Source organism: Nonomuraea diastatica (assembly GCF_004349015.1).
Lineage (GTDB): Bacteria > Actinomycetota > Actinomycetes > Streptosporangiales > Streptosporangiaceae > Nonomuraea > Nonomuraea diastatica.
Genome location: NZ_SMKP01000015.1, coordinates 49799 through 67358, shown reverse-complemented (window position 1 = coordinate 67358; position 17560 = coordinate 49799). Strand labels below are relative to the sequence as shown.

General features: G+C 71.1%; 18 protein-coding genes. 8 read left to right on the top strand and 10 right to left on the bottom strand.

The features are described from left to right. Window positions 1-112: 112 nt before the first annotated feature. Window positions 113-403, bottom strand: a complete 291-nt coding sequence (locus E1294_RS07770; RefSeq protein WP_132506235.1) for a hemerythrin domain-containing protein — start codon at window positions 401-403, stop codon at window positions 113-115. A 126-nt stretch (window positions 404-529) separates the two neighbouring features. Between E1294_RS07770 and E1294_RS07765 the strand changes: the two genes are divergently transcribed. From E1294_RS07765 to E1294_RS07755, 3 genes are all read left to right on the top strand, one after another. Further along, on the top strand, window positions 530-1276 hold the full coding sequence (locus E1294_RS07765) for an alpha/beta fold hydrolase (RefSeq protein WP_165977151.1): 747 nt from the start codon (window positions 530-532) through the stop codon (window positions 1274-1276). Next, complete coding sequence (locus tag E1294_RS07760) at window positions 1273-2706, top strand: hypothetical protein (RefSeq protein WP_181958466.1); 1434 nt, start codon at window positions 1273-1275, stop codon at window positions 2704-2706. Before E1294_RS07765 ends, E1294_RS07760 begins: the two co-directional genes overlap by 4 nt. 64 nt (window positions 2707-2770) lie before the next feature. Next, window positions 2771-3589: an alpha/beta fold hydrolase gene (locus E1294_RS07755; protein WP_132506231.1), complete on the top strand. Its 819-nt coding sequence runs from the start codon at window positions 2771-2773 to the stop codon at window positions 3587-3589. A gap of 15 nt (window positions 3590-3604) precedes the next feature. Here the strand turns inward: E1294_RS07755 and E1294_RS07750 are convergent, their stop codons facing one another. Beyond that, window positions 3605-3817, bottom strand: a complete 213-nt coding sequence (locus E1294_RS07750; protein WP_132506229.1) for a hypothetical protein — start codon at window positions 3815-3817, stop codon at window positions 3605-3607. 9 nt (window positions 3818-3826) lie between these two features. Here E1294_RS07750 and E1294_RS52510 point away from each other — a divergent pair, with 9 nt between their 5' ends. Continuing rightward, complete coding sequence (locus E1294_RS52510; RefSeq protein WP_165977150.1) at window positions 3827-4567, top strand: hypothetical protein; 741 nt, start codon at window positions 3827-3829, stop codon at window positions 4565-4567. 52 nt (window positions 4568-4619) lie between these two features. Here the strand turns inward: E1294_RS52510 and E1294_RS07745 are convergent, their stop codons facing one another. Both E1294_RS07745 and E1294_RS07740 read right to left on the bottom strand, forming a co-directional pair. After that, the gene (locus E1294_RS07745; RefSeq protein WP_132506227.1) at window positions 4620-5279 is read right to left on the bottom strand and encodes a response regulator; all 660 of its coding nucleotides are present in this window, start codon (window positions 5277-5279) and stop codon (window positions 4620-4622) included. Then, window positions 5276-6430, bottom strand: a complete 1155-nt coding sequence (locus E1294_RS07740; protein ID WP_132506225.1) for a sensor histidine kinase — start codon at window positions 6428-6430, stop codon at window positions 5276-5278. Before E1294_RS07740 ends, E1294_RS07745 begins: the two co-directional genes overlap by 4 nt. Before the next feature lie 431 nt (window positions 6431-6861). Between E1294_RS07740 and E1294_RS07735 the strand changes: the two genes are divergently transcribed. Together E1294_RS07735 and E1294_RS07730 are read left to right on the top strand one after the other, a co-directional pair. Beyond that, the gene (locus tag E1294_RS07735) at window positions 6862-7758 is read left to right on the top strand and encodes an alpha/beta fold hydrolase (RefSeq protein ID WP_132506223.1); all 897 of its coding nucleotides are present in this window, start codon (window positions 6862-6864) and stop codon (window positions 7756-7758) included. Between the two features lie 190 nt (window positions 7759-7948). Further along, window positions 7949-8599 (top strand): protein kinase family protein, encoded by a 651-nt coding sequence (locus E1294_RS07730; protein WP_165977149.1) that lies wholly within the window; start codon window positions 7949-7951, stop codon window positions 8597-8599. A 9-nt stretch (window positions 8600-8608) separates the two neighbouring features. Here E1294_RS07730 and E1294_RS07725 read toward each other — a convergent pair whose 3' ends face one another. From E1294_RS07725 to E1294_RS07710, 4 genes are read right to left on the bottom strand one after another with little or no spacing between them, the layout of a single operon-like run. Further along, window positions 8609-10051, bottom strand: a complete 1443-nt coding sequence (locus E1294_RS07725; RefSeq protein ID WP_132506221.1) for a sulfatase family protein — start codon at window positions 10049-10051, stop codon at window positions 8609-8611. A gap of 24 nt (window positions 10052-10075) precedes the next feature. Beyond that, window positions 10076-10930 (bottom strand): carbohydrate ABC transporter permease, encoded by an 855-nt coding sequence (locus E1294_RS07720; RefSeq protein WP_132506219.1) that lies wholly within the window; start codon window positions 10928-10930, stop codon window positions 10076-10078. Continuing rightward, entirely contained in the window at window positions 10927-11880 is a 954-nt protein-coding gene (locus tag E1294_RS07715; protein WP_132506217.1) for a carbohydrate ABC transporter permease, read from the bottom strand. Before E1294_RS07715 ends, E1294_RS07720 begins: the two co-directional genes overlap by 4 nt. Next, window positions 11877-13364, bottom strand: coding sequence for an ABC transporter substrate-binding protein (locus E1294_RS07710; protein ID WP_132506215.1), 1488 nt, complete (start codon window positions 13362-13364; stop codon window positions 11877-11879). The genes E1294_RS07715 and E1294_RS07710 overlap by 4 nt, the downstream gene beginning before the upstream one ends. A 235-nt stretch (window positions 13365-13599) precedes the next feature. Here E1294_RS07710 and E1294_RS07705 point away from each other — a divergent pair, with 235 nt between their 5' ends. Together E1294_RS07705 and E1294_RS07700 are read left to right on the top strand one after the other, a co-directional pair. Next, window positions 13600-14616: a LacI family DNA-binding transcriptional regulator gene (locus tag E1294_RS07705; protein WP_165977148.1), complete on the top strand. Its 1017-nt coding sequence runs from the start codon at window positions 13600-13602 to the stop codon at window positions 14614-14616. A 129-nt stretch (window positions 14617-14745) separates the two neighbouring features. Further along, window positions 14746-15351: a cysteine hydrolase family protein gene (locus tag E1294_RS07700; protein ID WP_132506211.1), complete on the top strand. Its 606-nt coding sequence runs from the start codon at window positions 14746-14748 to the stop codon at window positions 15349-15351. Window positions 15352-15369: 18 nt separating this feature from the next. Here the strand turns inward: E1294_RS07700 and E1294_RS07695 are convergent, their stop codons facing one another. Continuing rightward, window positions 15370-16284: an SDR family NAD(P)-dependent oxidoreductase gene (locus E1294_RS07695; RefSeq protein ID WP_132506209.1), complete on the bottom strand. Its 915-nt coding sequence runs from the start codon at window positions 16282-16284 to the stop codon at window positions 15370-15372. 27 nt (window positions 16285-16311) lie between these two features. Further along, a complete protein-coding gene (locus E1294_RS07690) occupies window positions 16312-17457 on the bottom strand; it encodes a PQQ-dependent sugar dehydrogenase (RefSeq protein WP_132506207.1) in 1146 nt (381 codons plus the stop codon). Window positions 17458-17560 lie beyond the last annotated feature (103 nt).

The window sequence follows — 17560 nt, the reverse complement described above, 5'->3', positions numbered from 1 at the left end:
GGGACACCGCCGAGCCGGGCGCCCGGGTCAGCCCTTGGGCGGGACGGGGTCGTTGCCGGGGGCGATCGTGCGCTGGTCGCGTACCTGGCCGTCGACGCCGTGGATGCGCAGCTCACCCCCGTTCGTCGGCGGGATCGAGATCTTTCAGCTCCGACAGCATCCACACCACGACGTGGTGCTCCTCGATGCTCTCCAGCACGTGGTCGCCCGTCTCCGGCACCTTGGCGCGGGCCGCCGGGTAGAAGATCTCCTCCTCGATGTGGGCGCGTGTGACCAGTTCCTTGGTGATCGTGTTCACGAGCCGTCGCTTCTCGACGTGGGCGCGTTCGCCGGCCTGCTCGAAACGCTTGAACAGCGCCTCGACCGTCTTGTGGTCCTCTTTGAGCAGCACGATGGCGTCCATGTCTCCTCTTTCCCGGGGCGCGAGGCTTGCCGTCCTCCCCGCCCGCCGGCGATGAAACGACGGCCGGTCGTTGTTCAGGTGATCGGTCACCGGGTAGAAGGAGCGGCCTCGGGAGAGGAGGCAGGGGTGTCGCTTCAGCGGCAGGACCACGTCGTGGATGAACTGACCGTCGCCGGGCACCGCAGGCGGGGGCCGGGGCCGCCGGTGGTCTGCGTGCACGGCGCCGGCGTGTCCAGCAGGGAGTTGCTGCCGTTCGCCGAGGTGCTCGGCGAACGGCACGACGCATGGGCCATCGACCTGCCCGGGTTCGGGGCGAGCGGCAAACCGGACCGGCCGCTGATCCTGCCGGCGCTGGCCGACGTGGTGGCCGCCTGGGTGGAGGAGGCGGGCCTGGAACGGCCGTGCCTGCTCGGGGTCTCGTTCGGCTGCCAGGTGGTGGTGGACGTGGCCGTCCGCCATCCCGAGGTGGCCGCCGCCCTCGTGCTGGCCGGGCCGACGGTGGACCCCCGTGGCCGCTCGCCGTGGCGGCTGGCCGGGCAGTGGCTGCGCAACGCACCAGGAGAGAGCCCTCGCATGATGCCGCTGAACGTCGCCGACTACCGTGACGCCGGGCTGCGTACGGTGCTCGCGGCCTTCGGGGAGTCGATCCGCGACCGGATCGAGGACAAACTGCCTCTCGTCACCGTGCCCGCCCTGGTGATCCGGGGCTCCCGCGACCGGATGGTGCCGCAGGCGTGGGCCGAGGAGGTGACCAGGCTGCTGCCGTACGGGCGCCTGGCGGTCATGGACGGGCTGCCGCACATGACGCCGTACCGCGACCCCCGGCGCGTCGCCGGGACGGTCGCCGGATTCCTGTCGGAGGTGGCGGCGTGAAGCCGGGGAGGGTGGTCGCGTCGTTCGACTCGGCGACCGGCATGCTGCGCGCGCTCTCGCGTTTCCTGCACGGCCGTGACGTGCCGCTCATCGGTCAGGGCCCGGCGGCCGCGGAGCCTCTGGCGGCGGCGTTGTCCGGCGCGGCCAACCGGCTGCCGCGGGGATTGAAGGAGCGGGCGTACGCCGCGAGCGGGTGGGCGGAGGCCGTACCGCTGCGCCAGGTGGGCGGCATCCGCTCCGGCGCGTTGGCGCGGTGGGTCACCGGGCACTATCCGCACCGGCGCAGCGACGTCGCGTTCGTCGGCTCGGCGAACGGCGCCATGATCCACCTGTGCGCGGCGCTGGGCGCGCCCTGGCTGCCGCAGACGCTGCTGATCCCGGTACGGCGGCACGGCGTGCACCCGGACGAACCGCGCGAGGACCTGCGCCGCACCCGCGAGGCCGGCCAGGCCCTGGTCACCGCGAACCCCGACCTCGTCCTGCACCAGATGCACGACGCCAACCAGGACCGCCTGATGATCGCGGGCATGTCCTATTTCCGGGTCAAGTGGCGCCGCCTGCCCGCGGCCTACCGCCACTACCTGGAGCGGACCCTGGCGCCTGGCGCGACGCTGGTGGTCGTCGACTGCGAGCTGCGCTGGCCGGTGACCCGGGCCGGACCCAGGCACGTCTACCAGCACGGGGCGCCCGGCGGCGCGACCCCGGAGGAGTACGAGGACGGCGGTCCCCGCGTGGCGGACTACCTGCGCCGCTACGGCTCCCCGCATCGCAGGTGGGACTATCCGGCGGCGGACGGGGAGAGCCCGGAGGCGGAATGGGGCTTCGAACCCGGGCTGCTGCCCGATCTGCGGGAGCTGGCCGCGCGTAACGGCTGGCGGCTGGCCCGCATGAGCTTCGCCGAGCCCGAACATGTGAGCCCGGTGGTGGCCGACCTGTACCGGGAGTGGTACCGGCGGCGCGGCCTGCCGGCCGATCGGCTGCTCGCCGAGTGTTTCCTGCTGCTCGAACCGTGGTGGACGCTGCGCAGCGGGTCGGTGCCGTACTGGATGGTCTTCAACACCGAGCCGTCGCGCGCGAGCCTGACCGGATACCTCGACGGGGCCGACCCGTTCGAGGAGATCAGGTTGCTGCTGTTCTCCCACGGCGTGGAGTCGGTCGGGCTGGCCACGATCGGGCAGTGGCGGGAGACGCTGGCCCGGGCGGGCAAGGTCGGCGTCTTCACCGGCGTGGACACGCGCGCCTACCCGCGCGACTTCGCCGGCCTCGCCCGCGCGCACCGGGAACTCGCCCGGATCCGCGCCACGGTGCCCATGCCGCTGCCGATGAAGTGGGAGACGGCGGAGAAGTTCCTCGCCGACCGCGACGAACTGCGCTGGGGCACCGAAGAACCCACGGCCGCACCGGGGCTCGACGGACGGCCGGGGCGCTGACCGCGCGTTGCGGCCAGGGTTGCGGTTGACCGCGAGGCCGAGGCGCTGGTTAGGGTGGGTGGGCATGAAGCCGACCGAACGTTTCGACTGGCAGGGACGGCAGATCGCCTGGGGGCGGGCGGGATCCGGCCCCGCCGTGGTGTTCTGCCATGGCACACCGTTCTCATCGCTCGTGTGGCGGCCCTTCGCTGAGGCGTTGAGCCGCGACTTCACCGTTCATCTATGGGACATGCCGGGTTACGGCCAGTCGTCGAAACATGCCGGGCATCCGGTCGACTTCGGCGTGCAGGCCGAGGCATTCGCGGCCCTGCTCGGGCACTGGGGCCTCGACCGGCCACACGTGATCGCCCACGATTTCGGCGGCGCCGTCTCGCTGCGCGCCCATCTGAACGAGGGTGCTCGTTATGCCTCGCTCATGCTCGTCGACGTCGTCGCCATCCCGCCCAGCGGCTCGCCGTTCTTCACGTTCGTCAAGGACCACCCTGACCTGCTCGGCCGGCTGCCGGCCTACATCCACACCGCGATCGTGCGCGCCTACATCCAGGGCGCCAGCCACCGCGGCCTGCGCGAGGCCGATCTCGACCAGCTCGTACAACCCTGGACCGGGCAGGACGGCCAGCCGGCCTTCTACCGGCAGATCGCCGGCTACGACGAGCGTTTCCTCGAAGAGAACGAGCGCGAGCTGAGCCGCGTCGACTTCCCCGTACGGATCGTGTGGGGCGCCCAGGACACCTGGCTTCCCAGCGACGTCGCCCACCGGCTGCAGGCGCTGATCCCCGGCGCCGGCCTGTCGCTGATCGACGGCGCCGGGCATCTGATGCAGTACGACGCGCCCATCCCGCTGATGGACGAGATCCGCACCTGGCTGCCCCCGCGTTCCTGACCTGCGGGGGATCGTTCACAGTACGTCTTCGACGTCGCGGGCGCCCCGGAGAGCCATGGACACCGGCAGTGGCGACAGGGCGATGACGGCGAGGGCCAGCCAGAGGGTCGGCCTCGGCCCGATCGTCTCCCCGAGCACTCCTCCCAGCAGGGCGCCCAGGGGGAACAGGCCCATCATGAGGAAGCGCATGGTGGCGTTGACCCTGCCGAGCATCCGCTCGGGGCACATGCGCCGCCGGTGACCGAGCTGGCGGTCTGGGCCTGTGGGGCGGATGCCTGCAGGACCGGCGGCGTCGCCGTGACCACGCCGGAGCACGAGGCGTCAGTGGACGCGGACGCCGCAGTCCGGCCGGACGGCAGCATGGTCGTCGCCCACACGCGTCCGGAACGCGGCGCCACGTCCGCGACCGGGCTCGTGCGGCTGTCGCTGACCTTCTGCCGGGCTCCGGACTGCGGTGACCCGCGCACGGTGACGGTGACCCGGCGGTTCCCGGGGGACACCATCCCCAGGGATGTCCTGCTCACGCCCGACGGGCGGGCCGTGGTCACGGTCACCCTGCCCAAGAAACGCGGTCTCACGGTGATCGCCTGCGATACGGCCGCCTGCCGCGACCCGCATCTGGCCACCCTCGGCGCGGATCTGCCCCTGCCACCCGAGCGGGTGTCGGTCTACCCCACGGCGGACATCGCGATCAGGGCGGACGGGCGCCCCGTGGTGCTCTACCGGGAAACGTTGGAGGAAGGCGACGGCCTCCTCCTCGACTGCCTCACCCCGACCTGCGCGCGCCACGAATGGATCCGCCTGCCTGCCGCCTCGGCGATGACCGTCGACCGGTCCGGCCGGGTCCTCGTCGCCGGCACCCCCGCAGGCGGAGACCGGCTCATGCTCACGACGTGCCGTGACGCCCGATGCGTCACCTCACGGCTGACGCCGGCCACCTGGGTCCGCGACGATCTGGCATGGAGCGTGGCCCCCTGAGGCCGGTGTCCGCACGCTCACGTCCGTTGTGCGGTTCCGTCTCATGACGGGCTCAGGTCACCAGACCCCTGCGGTAGGCGTAGACCACCGCCTGTACGCGGTCGCGCAGGTCGAGCTTGGTGAGGATGCGCGACACGTACGTCTTGACGGTTTCCTGGCTGATCACCAGTGCCGCGGCGATCTCGCTGTTGGACAGGCCGTCGGCTATGAGGCGCAGGACTTCCAGCTCGCGCGGGGTCAGCGCGGGTTCGTCCGGTGTGCTCTCGGTGGGGCGGATCCGCGCCGCGTATCTGCCGACGAGTTGCCGGGTGACCTCGGGGGCCAGCAGCGCGGCTCCCGCGGCGACGGTGCGGATCCCGTGCAGCAGCTGCTGGGGTGGGGCGTCCTTGAGCAGGAACCCGCTCGCCCCGGCGCGCAGGGCCTCGTACACGTACTCGTCCAGGTTGAACGTCGTCACCACGAGCACCTTGACAGGCTGAGTCACCCCGGCGCCGGCCAGCCGGCGGGTCGCCTCGATGCCGTCGAGCACCGGCATCCGCACGTCCATCACCACGATGTCGGGGTCGAGCCGGCCGGCGAGGTCGATCGCGGCGCGGCCGTCTCCGCATTCCCCCACCACCTCGAGGTCCGGCTGTGCATCGATGATCGTCGAGAACCCGGTGCGGATCAGCGCCTGGTCGTCGCAGACCAGGACCCGGACCGGCGCGGTCACGACGGGCTCCCCGCGGGGACGCGGGCCCGTACGACGAAGCCGCCGTCCGACCGCGGGCCCGCGCTGAACTCGCCGCCCAGGGCGTCGACGCGGTCGCGGAGCCCGGCCAGGCCACGCCCGCTCCCGCCGGGGGAACGGGTCCGTGATCCGGAACCGTCGGTGCTGATTTCCACGCTGATCTCCTTTTCGGCATGGCGCACGCGGACCTCGGTGCGGCTGCCGTGGGCGTATTTGAGGGCGTTGGTCAAAGCTTCCTGCACGACCCGGTAGGCCACGAACTCGGCGCTGCCCGCCGACTCCGGCGGCGTGCCCTCTTCGGCGAAGTCCACCGGCTGCCCGGCCTGGCGAGTCTGCTCGACGAGGCTGTGGAGGTCGCCGGCGGACGGTGTCCTGCCGTCGGTGTCGTGGTCGGGGTTGAGCAGGTCGAGCAGGTGCCGCAGGTCGGCGATGGCCCGCCGGCCCGTGTCGGTGACGGCGTTCAGGGTCGAGTCGAGGCGTTCGGGTGCGGCGGTCAGGTAGCGCGCGGCCTCGGCCTGCACGACCATCGCCGTCACGTGGTGGGTCACGACGTCGTGGAGTTCGCGGGCGATGCGGGTGCGTTCGGCGGCGCGGGTGGCCGCGGCCACGTGGCGGCGGCGTTCGGCTTCCGCGGCTCGGGTGGAGCGCAGCCACGACCCGATGCCCCAGGCGAGGACCAGCACCACATAGAGCACCACGAGGTCCGCCAGCGGTTCGCCCGAGCCGAGCTGGTCGAGCGCGACCACCAGCGGCACGTACACGATGGAGAGGAGGATCGCGGTGACGCGGCGGTGGCGCTCCAGATGGGCGCCCGCGCTGATGAGCGCGATCGGCAGGGCGGTGCCCGCCACCGCGTGGACGCCGAGGAGCTGATCGAGGGAGAAACCGAGCGACACCAGGACGACGCAGGCGCCCGGCCACCGGCGGCGCACGGTGAGCGGGAGGCACTCCAGAGCGATCACCAGGACGGCCAGCGCGTCGTAGGGGCGGGTCGGCAGGACGCCGATCTGGGTCCCGTTGCCCTGGAATTCCGGCAGGAGCGAGGCGACGACCAGCAGCAGCGCCAACGGAAAATCCCGGAGCGTGACGTCGCACCGCCGCCACAGGTCCGGGATGCGCCGCAGATCGGTCATCGGGGAAGCCTAGCGCTCGTCTCGGCACCGGCGCTGCGCCGGATCGGGGCCGGGTGGCCGGCGAAGGCTGCCACCGCAACGGCCACGAGCTGCTTCAACAGTCGCATGGCGACTCCTTTACGAGCTTGCGCGACCGGAGCGCCGCGGCTAAGCGGAAACGCTAGGGATCCGGCGGCCTGGAGTCGTCACCGCTCAGTGGACACTCCCGCGTAGCTCGCACGGGGGACACACGACCGCGCCGCGCGCAACGGCGGCCTCAGCGTGCCGGCCGGCAACGCCGAGCGGCGACCGGCGGCGGGCTTGTCCCCCGTGCGAGCTACCGGCGAATGTCCACCGTGCGGGGACGCTTCGGGACCCGTGCGATCCGTAACGTTCTCGTCGTAGCCGCGGCACTCGGCCCGCTCCCCTACACGATCTCACTGGAGGACCTCATGTTCGGTATCAAGGCATCCGTTGCGGCCGCTCTGTGCAGCACCGTGATCGGCGCGGGAGCCGCCGGCTACGACGGCGACGCGTGGGAGAACTGGGACCCCATCGCCTCCGCGGAGCAGCAGGTCGAGGCCGACCTGATCGACGGGACGAAGAAGATCGACGTTGCGGGCCGGTCGGTGAACGTGTCGTGTGCGGGTGACGCGGCGGACGGTAAGCCGGTCATCGTGCTGATGCACGGTGGGGGCGACACGCTGGACAAGATGGCCGCTCTGCAGAAGACGCTGAGCGAGAAGAACCGGGTCTGCTCCTACGACCGGCTCGGCGCGGGCGGCAGCGACCAGCCGCAGGGCCCCCAGGACTTCGACAGCACCGGCAAGATCCTGACCGGGGTGCTGGAGCGGATCGCCGGTGACCGTCCGGTCGTGCTGGCCGGGCACTCGCTGGGCGGGTTGATCGCCGCCCGCTACGCCCCCGGCCACCAGGACCGCGTCAAGGGACTGGTGCTGATGGACGCCACCCCCTCCACCATGGCCGGTGACATCGCCAAGGTGATCCCGGGCTCGGCCAAGGGCCCGGCGGCCGGGGTGCGCGCGCAGAACCTGGCGGTCTTCAAGGGGCAGAACCCGGAGAAGCTCGTCATCCCCGACGGCAAGGTCCGCTCCGCCGGGGACATCCCGGTCGAGGTGATCACGCACGGGCAGCCGTACCTGGAGGCCGTCCCCGCCTACGGGCCGCGCCTGGAGAAGGCGTGGGCCGCAGGCCAGCGCAAGTGGCTCGCCATCTCCAGCAACAGCACGCTGAGCACCGCCACCAGGAGCGGGCACTACATCTACACCGACCAGCCCGACATCGCCGTCAAGGCCATCCAGCGCGTCACCACGCAGGCCTGCGCGTAAGCCCTCTGGGGGACATCGAAGATATGCGCAAGTCGCTCCGTGTTGATCCTTCGCGCTGAAATACTCTCCACGCGGTCAAGTCAACGAGTCGAAGCGGGACAACCTTGCGTATCCCCCTCGCCCCCAAAAAACCGTCGATCCACCTGCGGGCTGGAACGCCTCCGCCCCTCGGCAGGGGGATCCGTCGGAGGTGGGACCGTACCGGATCGTCGGACGGCTCGGGGCCGGCGGCATGGGGATCGTCTACGCGGGCGTCGACTCCGCGGGCCGGCGGGCCGCGATCAAGCTGATCCATGACATGCATGCCACGAACCAGGAGTTCAGGGTACGGTTCCGGCGCGAGGTGGCGATGCTCCGCCGGGTCCAGGGCACCTGCTGCGGACGGATGCTCGCGGAGGCGCTGGTCGCCATCCACGCGGCGGGCGTGGTACGCCGGGATCTCAAGCCCTCCAGCGTGATGATTTCCCCGCAGGGCCCGCGCCTGGTCGACTTCGGCATCGCCCGCTCGCTCGACGGAACGTCCCTCACGGCGAGCGGCGTCCGTCATCCACCAGGGGTCCTGCACTCCACCGAAATGAGCAGAAAAGGCCGGACCTGTTCCGGCGTCCTGCCCACGGCCAGGACGAGCGGCCGGTTGCGGATGTTGCTGGGCGGCCGGCAGGAGGGCAGCCCGGACGACAACTCGTACCTCGAGTACAAGCTCACCATCGACACCAACAACCGTCCGGCGAAGTTCGTCCTGACCTGGTCGGTCCCGGTGGAGGGCAGCGGCAGCTACGACTCCGTGTTCACCACGACCTACCGAGGATGGAAGGAGACCGGGGAGATCTCCAAGCCCTAGCCTCGGTCCTCACCAGTGCGCGTCCCGCGGCCGGCTACGGTCCTCGGTGGCGACCAGGACGTCGAGCAGCAGTTCCTGCAACTCCACCCGGGTCGCCGCGTGAGCCGGGTCGTCCCACAGATTGTCCAGCTCCGTCGGGTCGGCCTCCAGGTCGTACAGCTCGCCGGAGCGCGCTCGGGTCGTCGACGGCGCGCCGTGGTAGACGACGAGCTTCCAGCGGTCGTGCCTGAGCATCGTGGTGTGCACGGGCTCGTCGTACGGGTGGCCGCTGTTGCGGTATTCACACAACGCCCAGCCCCTGACCGGCGCGTCCCGCTCGCCGCGGGCCAGCGGCAGGAGGCTCAGCCCCTGCCCGCCGGGGAGCGGCGGCGCCTCCGCGGCCGCGAGGAACGTCGCCGCCAGGTCGATCCACTGGACGAGCTCGGCCCGCCGCGCACCGGCGGGCAACCCGGCCGGCCAGCGCATGACGAGCGGGACCCGGACGGCGCCCTCGTACATCATCGGGCCCTTCAGCATGAGCTGGTGATCGCCGAGCATCTCGCCGTGGTCGCTGGTGAAGACGACCAGGGTGTCCTCGGCCAAGCCCTCCTCGTCGAGAGCGGCGAGGATCCTGCCGACCTCGTCGTCCACGAGGCTCACCATCGCGTAGTAGCTGACTCTGACGTCGTGGAGCTCGGATTCGGTGTACTCCGTGTAGCCGCGGGCGTGGCCGGCGTAGGAGCGGTGCGAGGCCTCGGTCTGCACGGGCGGCTTGCCGGCGAGCTCCTGGTCCCGGGTGACCGGGCCGCGCAGCACCTTGCCGCGGTACCGGTCGACGTACTCCTTCGGCGCGCCGAACCCGTGGTGCGGGTCGAAGAAGTTGGCCACGAAGAAGAACGGCTTGTCCGCGTCACGCGAGCGCCGCAGGTAGTCGATGGTCTCGTCGCCGATCCACCGGCTGTAGTGGAACTCCGTCGGAAGCGTGTCGAAGCCGGTCCCTGAACCGGCCTGGGCGGCGGCCTCGTACAGGTCCGGTCGTACGGCCCGCAGCCACCGGTGGTAGGCGTTCTCGGACGATCCGGGGTAGGGGTCGTGTGCCCACCGGAACACGCGGAAACCGTCGTCCAGCCGCGGTTCGAGACGGCCGCCGAAGCACGCGCCGCCGACGTGGAACTTCCCGGCCAGGCCGCAGTCGTAGCCGTGGTCGGCCAGGGCGCGCGAGAACAGGCGCTCGTGCGCGGGCAGCCCGACGCCGTTCGCCCAGGCGCCGTGTGCGTGGACGTAGCGGCCCGACATCAGGCTGGCGCGGGACGGGCCACAGACCGGCGACTGCACGTAGCAGTTGTCGAACAGCACACCCTGGTCCGCCAGCCGGTCGAGGTTGGGCGTGTCGATCTCGTCGTTGCCATAGGCGCCCAGCGCGTCGAAGCGCTGCTGGTCGGTGCAGATGAGCAGGATGTTCGGTCGGTTCATTTCTCTCATTCGAGGTTGGGCGCATCAGGACTTCACGGCCCCGGCGATGCCTTCGACGAAGTAACGCTGGAGCGCGAGGAAGACGAGGAGCAGCGGGACCAGCGAGATGGTGCCCGCCGCGGCGAGGCCGGACCAGTCGGTGGAGTTGGTGCCGCGGAAGGCGAGCATGCCCACCGAGAGCGTACGCAGGTCCGGGCGGCTGAAGGTGAACACCAGCGGCAGGAAGAAGTTGTTCCAGGCCGCCAGGAACGTCATCACGCCCACCGTCGCGGTGACCGGTCCCGCGAGCGGCAGCATGACCCGGAAGAACGTCCGCAGGAAGCCGGCGCCGTCCATGATCGCCGCTTCTTCGAGCTCGCGCGGGACGCGGCTGAAATAGCCGGCGTAGAGCAGGACGGCGGCGACGTGGCCGGTGCCGGCGAGGGCGAGGATGATGCCGGTGCGCGAGTTCAGCAGGCCCATGAGGTCACTGAGCTCGACCACGGGGATGATGGTGAGCCCCTGCGGCGCGAACAGCGTCGCGACCAGCACGGCGACCACCGCGCGTTTGCCGATGAAGTTCCTGCGGGCGATGACGTAGCCGGCCAGGGCGCAGCGCAGCACGACCAGCGCGACCGTCCCCAGGGTCACGACCACGCTGTTCACGGTGTACACCCCGAAGTCGGCGTCCCGCCAGGCACGCGCGTAGTTCTCGAAGTGCAACGCGTCGGGGATCAGGCCGAGCCCTCCGGAGAAGACCCCCAGCGAGTCCTTCAGTGAGGCCGAGACGATCCAGAGCAGCGGATAGATCCACACCACGCAGATGGCGGCGAGCACGATCACCTGTGCCCAGATCCCGAGCCGGCGGCGCGTGGCCCGGCGGCCGCTGGGGGCGCTCATTGGCTGCTCCTCGCGCGGTTGGCGTAGCGGATGCCGACGGCCTGGAGCGCGGCGAGGGCGAGCGTGACGAGCCCGAACAGCACGCCGAGCGCCGCCCCGTAGCCGAGCCGGGGCGTGGAGGCGGCGAAGGCCTGCTGGTAGATGTAGACCTCCGTGGCGAGGGTGGAGAAGAACGGCCCGCCGTTGGTCATCGTCAGCACCAGGTCGAAGATCTGCATGGTCTCGATGGCCGTGAGGAGAAGGATGATGATCAGGAAGGGCCTGAGCAGCGGAAGCGTCACGTGGCGCAGCGCCGCCCAGCTCCCTGCCCCGTCCGTCTTGGCGGCCTCATAGACCGTGGCCGGGATGGTCTGGAGTGCGGCCAGCCAATAGACGAGCGTGATGCCGAACCACTTCCACATGTGCACGCCCATCACCGTCCACAGGGAGGACGCGGGGTCGCCGAGGAAGTCGACCGGCTGGTCGACGATCCCGAGGTCGAGCAGCAGCCGGTTCACCGGGCCGCCGGCGGGGTCGAAGATGAACCCCATCACCACCCCGATGATCGCCGTCGTCGTCACCGCGGGGACGAACAGCGCGGTCCTGAACAACCTGGCGAGCGGCAGCCTCGGGTTGTTGAGGACGAGCGCGACCAGCAGGCTCAGCGCGACCCGCAGCGGCACGGTCACCGCGATGACGATCAGCGTGATGCCGAGCGACTTCCAGAACAGCGGGTCACCGAACGCCTCACGGTAGTTGTCCAGGCCGACGAACGGCCGCTCGGCGCCCAGCCCCTTCCAGTCGAGCATCGAGTAGTACAGGCTGGAGATGATCGGCCAGACCGTGTACGCGCCGAACAACAGCAGGGTGGGCAGCAGGAAGGCGTAGGCCCACCGCTCCGGCCAGATCCTGGCGGCGAGCCCGCGGCGGCGGGCCGGAACCGCCGCGCCCTCTCGCGTCGCGCTGCTCATGACTTCTGGTACATCTCCGCCGTGTAGTCCTCGCCCGGCCGCCAGTTCGGGAACGTCCAGTCGTCCAGGCTCACCTTCACGCCCTTCTTGGAGACGACCTGCGTGGCGCGCTCCCGCTCGGCGGCGAGCTTGCCGGTGTGCTCGCGCAACGTCTGGCGAACGTCGGTGAGCTCGCCGCTGAGGATGCCTTGCGTGATCTCGCCGAGCGTGGGCCTCGGCTCCTTCATCTCGGTCATCACCTGCGCGACGGCGGGGTTGCGGACGATGGGGCTGGGCGCGAGCCGTACGGCCTGGCCGAACAGCTCGACCGCGCGCTTGTACGTGTGGTGCACGTCCGCCGTCGCCACGGCCTCCAGGTCGAGGGGCACCTGGTCCATGTACGTGGCGAGCGCCTTGTGGAACGCGGGGCCGGTGAACCGGGCGAGCAGCTCGGAGGCCGCCTCCACGTGCTCGGACCGGCTGGACACGAACAGCTGCCCCGGGGCGGGAGCGCCGTAGAGCACCGGCTCGCCCTCCGGCGACGGGACGGGACCGACCCCGACCTTGTCGACGAACTGCTTGAACTGCCCGTTGACGACGCCGATGTTCCATGACCCGTCGAAGAACATGCCCGCCACCCCGGTCGCCCACCTCGCCCGAGCGGTCCTGGCGTCCAGCGAGGTCGACGCGGGGAACACGACCTTGTCGCGGACCAGGGAGAGCAGGAATTCCATCGTCTGGACGAACGGGTCGCCCGCGTAGGCGTAGTCGCCGGTCCGCGGGTCCACCAGGCCCATCTCGCTCGCCCCCGGGGTCATGGCGAGCGGGGCGCCGGCGGACATCGCCAGCTCGATCACGTGGCTCTGCAGCCGTTCCTGGAACTGCAGGCCCTGGATCCAGCCGTACGCCTGCCCGCCGCCGTCCTTGGTGATCCGCGCGGCGAGGGAGCGGAACTCGTCCCAGGTCGCCGGGCCGTTGTCGGGATCGCCGCCGGACTTCTCGACCAGCTCGCGGTTGAACCAGTTGAGCGTGGCGTACTGCCGGGCGCTGAAGAGGGGGAAGGTGTGGAGCTTGCCGTCGAAGACGTGCAGCCCTTCGAGCAGGGTGTCGGCGGGGAGCTTCGCGCGGGCGGCGTCCTGTCCCGCCAGCGGCGCGAACCAGCCGCTCGCGACCAGGGACGCCTCGGACGATCCGAGGCCGGCGATCGTGTGCACGTCGGCGATCTGGTTGCTCTTGAACGCCAGCTGCAGCGCCTGGCCCATCTCGTTCGGGTTGTACACCTCGTGCTCCACCCGGATGCCCGGGTTGGCCTTGCCGTACTCGGCGAAGATGCGCTCGTTCAGCGGTTTCAGCGGCTGGAAGTGATCCCACCAGCGCAGTACGTCGCCTCCGGCCGCGGTGGCGGCCTCCTGCTCCGAGCTGCGGGTGCATCCGGCGACCCCGAGGGCGCCCGCGAGAGCGGCACCGGACAGCCCGAGGAATCGCCGACGGCCGTACGTCGTCATGGAGGTCCTCTCCTTCCCGCCGGGACCGATGCGGGAGCGATGAACAAACGGGGCAAGCGCGTTCTATCCCATAGGCGAACGTTCGCCTATGCTGTGTCACCCCACCTGTCTCCGTCAACCCCCCAACGCCGGCCGTCGGGGAGCCGTCCCCGACCGGGCGATGTGGCAGAATCGTGCTGTCCGGCAGTGGTGCCGTGCCGCCACCTGCGAACGTTCGCCTTCCGGAGGTGACCCCGTGGCCTCGCTCAGGGACGTCGCCGCGCGTGCCAACGTGAGCTTCCAGACGGTGAGCAAGGTGCTCAACGGCAAGGGCGCCGTCGCCCCGGCCACCCGGCAACGCATCATCGAGGCCGCCGAGGACATCGGCTACATCCCCAACGCGCTGGCCCGCAGCCTGCAGTCACGCAGCTCCCTGACCCTCGGAGTGATCACCGTCGACTTCAGCAACGCGACGCCGGCGTTGTCCCTCGTCGGCATCGAGCGCGAAGCACGGCAGCACGGCCTCAGCGTGATCCTCAGCAGCCTTGAGCCGGACGGCTCCGACTGCGTGCGTTACCTGCGCGTGCTGATGGAGCGCCGGGTCGACGGGATCATCATGAACGCTCCGGCCGCCGAGGAGGACGAGGAGGTCGGGCGGCTGCTGCGTGCCGGGCCTCCCGCCGTCAGCCTGCACGACATCGCCGGCGGCGGCGTCCCGCTCGTCACCGCCGAGCCCGAGGCAACCGCCGCGCTCCCGATCCGCCACCTGATCGCGCTCGGCCACCGCCGGATAGGCGTGGTGACCGGCCTCCAGCAGCGGCACAGCGCGCAGCACCGCACCGCCGTCTACCGCGAGGTGCTGGCCGAGCACGGCCTGCCCTACGATCCGCTCCTCGTCGAGGACGGCTCATGGGAGGTCGAGGGCGGTTACGCCGCCACCCACCGGCTGCTCGACCGGGCCTCCGGCATCACCGCGATCTACGTCCAGAACGACCTCATGGCGGTCGGCGTGCTCAACGCGCTGCACGAGCGCGGGCTTTCCGTCCCCGGCGACTGCTCGGTCGTCGGCTGTGACGACCACCCGGTCGCCGCCAGGACCATCCCGCCGCTGACGACCGTCCGGATGCCGTTCGCCGACGCGGGGGCGGCCGCCGTCCGCCTCCTCCTCGAACGCATCGCGTCCACATCCCCGAAGGACGTCGTTCTCCCCGTGTCGATGGTCTACCGCGCGTCCACCGCCTCCGCGCCCGCGAGCCGGGCCGCCCGGAATTAGGTGAGGACGCGCGGAAGGCGCGGCGGCGTCCGCACATCGGTGGGAGGCCGACGGGTGCGGGCATCCCTTACCGCGAACCCGAATGCTGGGAACCGCCCGTTCCGGCCGGTTCCGGGGCAGAATCTGATCATGTCTCTCTTGCTTGGCAGCACCGCTGTCCTGGCCCTGCACTGGCAGGTCAACGTGATCAAACCGGACGGGTTCTTCGGCGGGATGCTCGCCGAACCCGTCGAGCGCAGCGGCGTCGTCGGCCGGGCCGCGGCGTTCCATGACGCGGTCATGGAACGCGGTGTGCCGGTCGTCTTCACCCGCTTCACGGTGCCCGACGGCGGGGGCGCCCTCGTCCGCAACACCCCCTTCATGCGGTCGGTCGGCGACGCGCAGACCGCGTTCCGGCCCGGCGCCGAGGGAACGCGGATCATCCCGGAGATGGCCGCGCAGGCCGGCCAGGGCACCGTCGTGGACAATCAGCGGCTTTCCGGGCTGGCGGGCAACGGCCTGCCCGAGTTGCTGACCGCACGGGGCATCACCACACTCCTGGTCACCGGAGTGGCCACCAACCTCACCGTCGAGCAGACCGCCCGGCACGGCACCGACCTCGGCTTCACCGTGCACACGATCACCGACTGCGTCGCCGCGGCCGACGACGACGCCCATCGTGCCTCCCTGGCCAACCTGGCCCTCGCCACCGCGGGCGGCCTGGCCGGCGAAGAGGCCCTCGCCCAGCTCAGCTGACGCTTGACCTCAGCCGGCTCATGCGGATTCGGTGTCGGCGCTCCGCTGTTGCCGCGGGGTCAGCAACTCGCCGAACCCCATGCGGTGGACGAAGCCCTCGCGCGTGCCGCGAGCGACCTCGTTGACCGCGTCGACGCCGGATGCGGTGTAGTCGACGACACTGCGGAACGGCTTGGCGCCGTGCGGAAGGGCCAGGATCCGGGTGATCTCCTCGGCGACCCCGACCGGGCTCGGGTCGACTCCGGGCACGAAGAGCGCGGAGGTCACCTCCTCGTTGCGCGCGACCATCGGGTCGAGGTCGGCGTAGGCGGCCGCGACGGACGAGTCGCCGGCTCGGGTGGCGTTGGGGAAGTGCTGGGTGCCCTTGGTGATCGCTCCTGGCATGACGATGCAGGTCTCGATGCCGAACGGGTTCGCCTCGTACGACGTGGCCACCGCCAGGGTGTCGAACGCCGCCTTGGACGCCGCGTACGGGCCGAGGAAGGGCGGCGTGGTGACGATGATGGTGCTGCCGACGTACAGCAGGCTGCCGCCGCCGCGGCCGCGCAGATGGGGCAGGGCCGCCCGGTTCACCCGGTGGGCGCCGATGACGTTGATGTTGAAGAGGCGGGTGACGTCCTCGGCGGTGAACGCCTCGGTGTATCCGACGTACAGGTGCCCCGCGTTCTGTATCACGACGTCGAAGTCGCCGCCGTTCCGCAGGACGGTGGCGACCGCCGCGTCGGCCGACTCCTGCGAGGTGACGTCGAGTTCGATGACGCGCAGCGCCCCGTCGCACTCGGCGGTGACGTCGAGCAGTTCGCGGCGGTGCACGTCGTTCCGCCCGTACGGATCGAGCATGCTGGCCCACACGGTGTGCCCGGCCCGGGTGAGCGCCTGGGCGGTGAGGTTGCCGATGCCGGTGGCGGCCCCGGTGATGAGGACGGTGGACATGGTGGGTTCTCCGTTCGTGATGAGGGGTCAGGAGGTGGGGCGGACCAGTTCGACGCGCAGGATACGATCGTCGCCCGGCCGGGGGTCGGTGCCGCCCCACGTTGCTTCGTCGGTGTTGGAGGTCGTGATCCACAAGGAGCCGTCGGGCGCCGGCTCCACCGTGCGGATCCGTCCGTAACGCTGGACGAAGGAGGCGACCGGGTCGCCGTCCGCCCGGGGTCCGTCCACGGGCAGGCGCCAGAGCCGCTGCCCGCCGAGCGCGCCCATCCACACGGCTCCGCCCGCGATGGCGATGCCGGACGGTGAGGCGTCGTCGGGGTGAACGGTGAAGATCGGGCGTTCGCCGTGCGAGCCGTTCCGCCCTTCCGACTCGGGCCACCCGTAGTCGCGTCCCGGGCGCAGCACGTTCAACTCGTCCCAGGTCCTGTGACCGAGTTCGGACGCGTACGCGGTGCCGTCGGGGCCGAACGCGATGCCCTGCACGTTGCGGTGGCCGCTGGAGTAGATGGCGGTTCCCGAGGGATTGTCCGGCGGTATGGACCCGTCGGGGCGGATCCGCAGGATCTTGCCGTTCAGCGACCCGTCGTCGGCCGCGTTCTCGGGTGAGAAGGCGTCGCCGGTGCCGATCCAGAGGTTGCCGTCGGGCCCGAAGCGCAGGCGCCCGCCGTGATGGCGGTCGGCGGTCTCGATGCCTTCGAGGATCACCCGCTCCTGGCGCAGGGAGCGCAGGTCGGGGGCGAGGCGCAGGGCCACGACCCGGTTGGTGGGCGAGGCGGACACGTAGGCGTAGACGGTGTGGTCCCTGTCGAAGGCCGGCGAGACGGCCAGTCCGAGGAGGCCGCCCTCGGAGCTCACCTCGACGCCGGGGACCGTGCCGATCGGCGTGGGGTTCCGGCCCTGCCGGAGGTGCAGGATCCGGGCCGAGGCCCGCTCGGACACCAGGGCGGAGCCGTCCGGGAGGAACGCCAGCCCCCAGGGCATGGCCAGGCCGCGGGCGATCTCGGTGACCTCTCCGGGGACCAGCCCGCGCGTGACCGAAGCGGTGCCGCTCGCTGACGCGCCGGGCTCCGGCGTGCTGTCCTGGGCTGTGTTGTTCTGTCCTGCGCTGTTCTGCGCGGTGCTGTCCTGCGCGGCGCCGGGCTCCGGTGCGGTGCAGCCGGGCAGCACGGTCATGACGCAGAGGACAGCGGTGGCGGCTCTGAGGCGCCCGCCGGTAGGTGGTGGGATGAGGAGCATGGCTGATCTGTCCTTCATGTCGGTCAGGCACGGCGAGCCG

Coding starts and splice junctions, on each gene's coding strand:
- E1294_RS07770 (WP_132506235.1), bottom strand. CDS start 403: ATGGACGCCATCGTGCTGCTCAAAGAGGACCACAAGACGGTCGAGGCG.
- E1294_RS07755 (WP_132506231.1), top strand. CDS start 2,771: ATGAAGCCGACCGAACGTTTCGACTGGCAGGGACGGCAGATCGCCTGG.
- E1294_RS07750 (WP_132506229.1), bottom strand. CDS start 3,817: ATGTGCCCCGAGCGGATGCTCGGCAGGGTCAACGCCACCATGCGCTTC.
- E1294_RS07740 (WP_132506225.1), bottom strand. CDS start 6,430: ATGACCGATCTGCGGCGCATCCCGGACCTGTGGCGGCGGTGCGACGTC.
- E1294_RS07735 (WP_132506223.1), top strand. CDS start 6,862: ATGTTCGGTATCAAGGCATCCGTTGCGGCCGCTCTGTGCAGCACCGTG.
- E1294_RS07725 (WP_132506221.1), bottom strand. CDS start 10,051: ATGAACCGACCGAACATCCTGCTCATCTGCACCGACCAGCAGCGCTTC.
- E1294_RS07720 (WP_132506219.1), bottom strand. CDS start 10,930: ATGAGCGCCCCCAGCGGCCGCCGGGCCACGCGCCGCCGGCTCGGGATC.
- E1294_RS07715 (WP_132506217.1), bottom strand. CDS start 11,880: ATGAGCAGCGCGACGCGAGAGGGCGCGGCGGTTCCGGCCCGCCGCCGC.
- E1294_RS07710 (WP_132506215.1), bottom strand. CDS start 13,364: ATGACGACGTACGGCCGTCGGCGATTCCTCGGGCTGTCCGGTGCCGCT.
- E1294_RS07700 (WP_132506211.1), top strand. CDS start 14,746: ATGTCTCTCTTGCTTGGCAGCACCGCTGTCCTGGCCCTGCACTGGCAG.
- E1294_RS07695 (WP_132506209.1), bottom strand. CDS start 16,284: ATGTCCACCGTCCTCATCACCGGGGCCGCCACCGGCATCGGCAACCTC.
- E1294_RS07690 (WP_132506207.1), bottom strand. CDS start 17,457: ATGACCGTGCTGCCCGGCTGCACCGCACCGGAGCCCGGCGCCGCGCAG.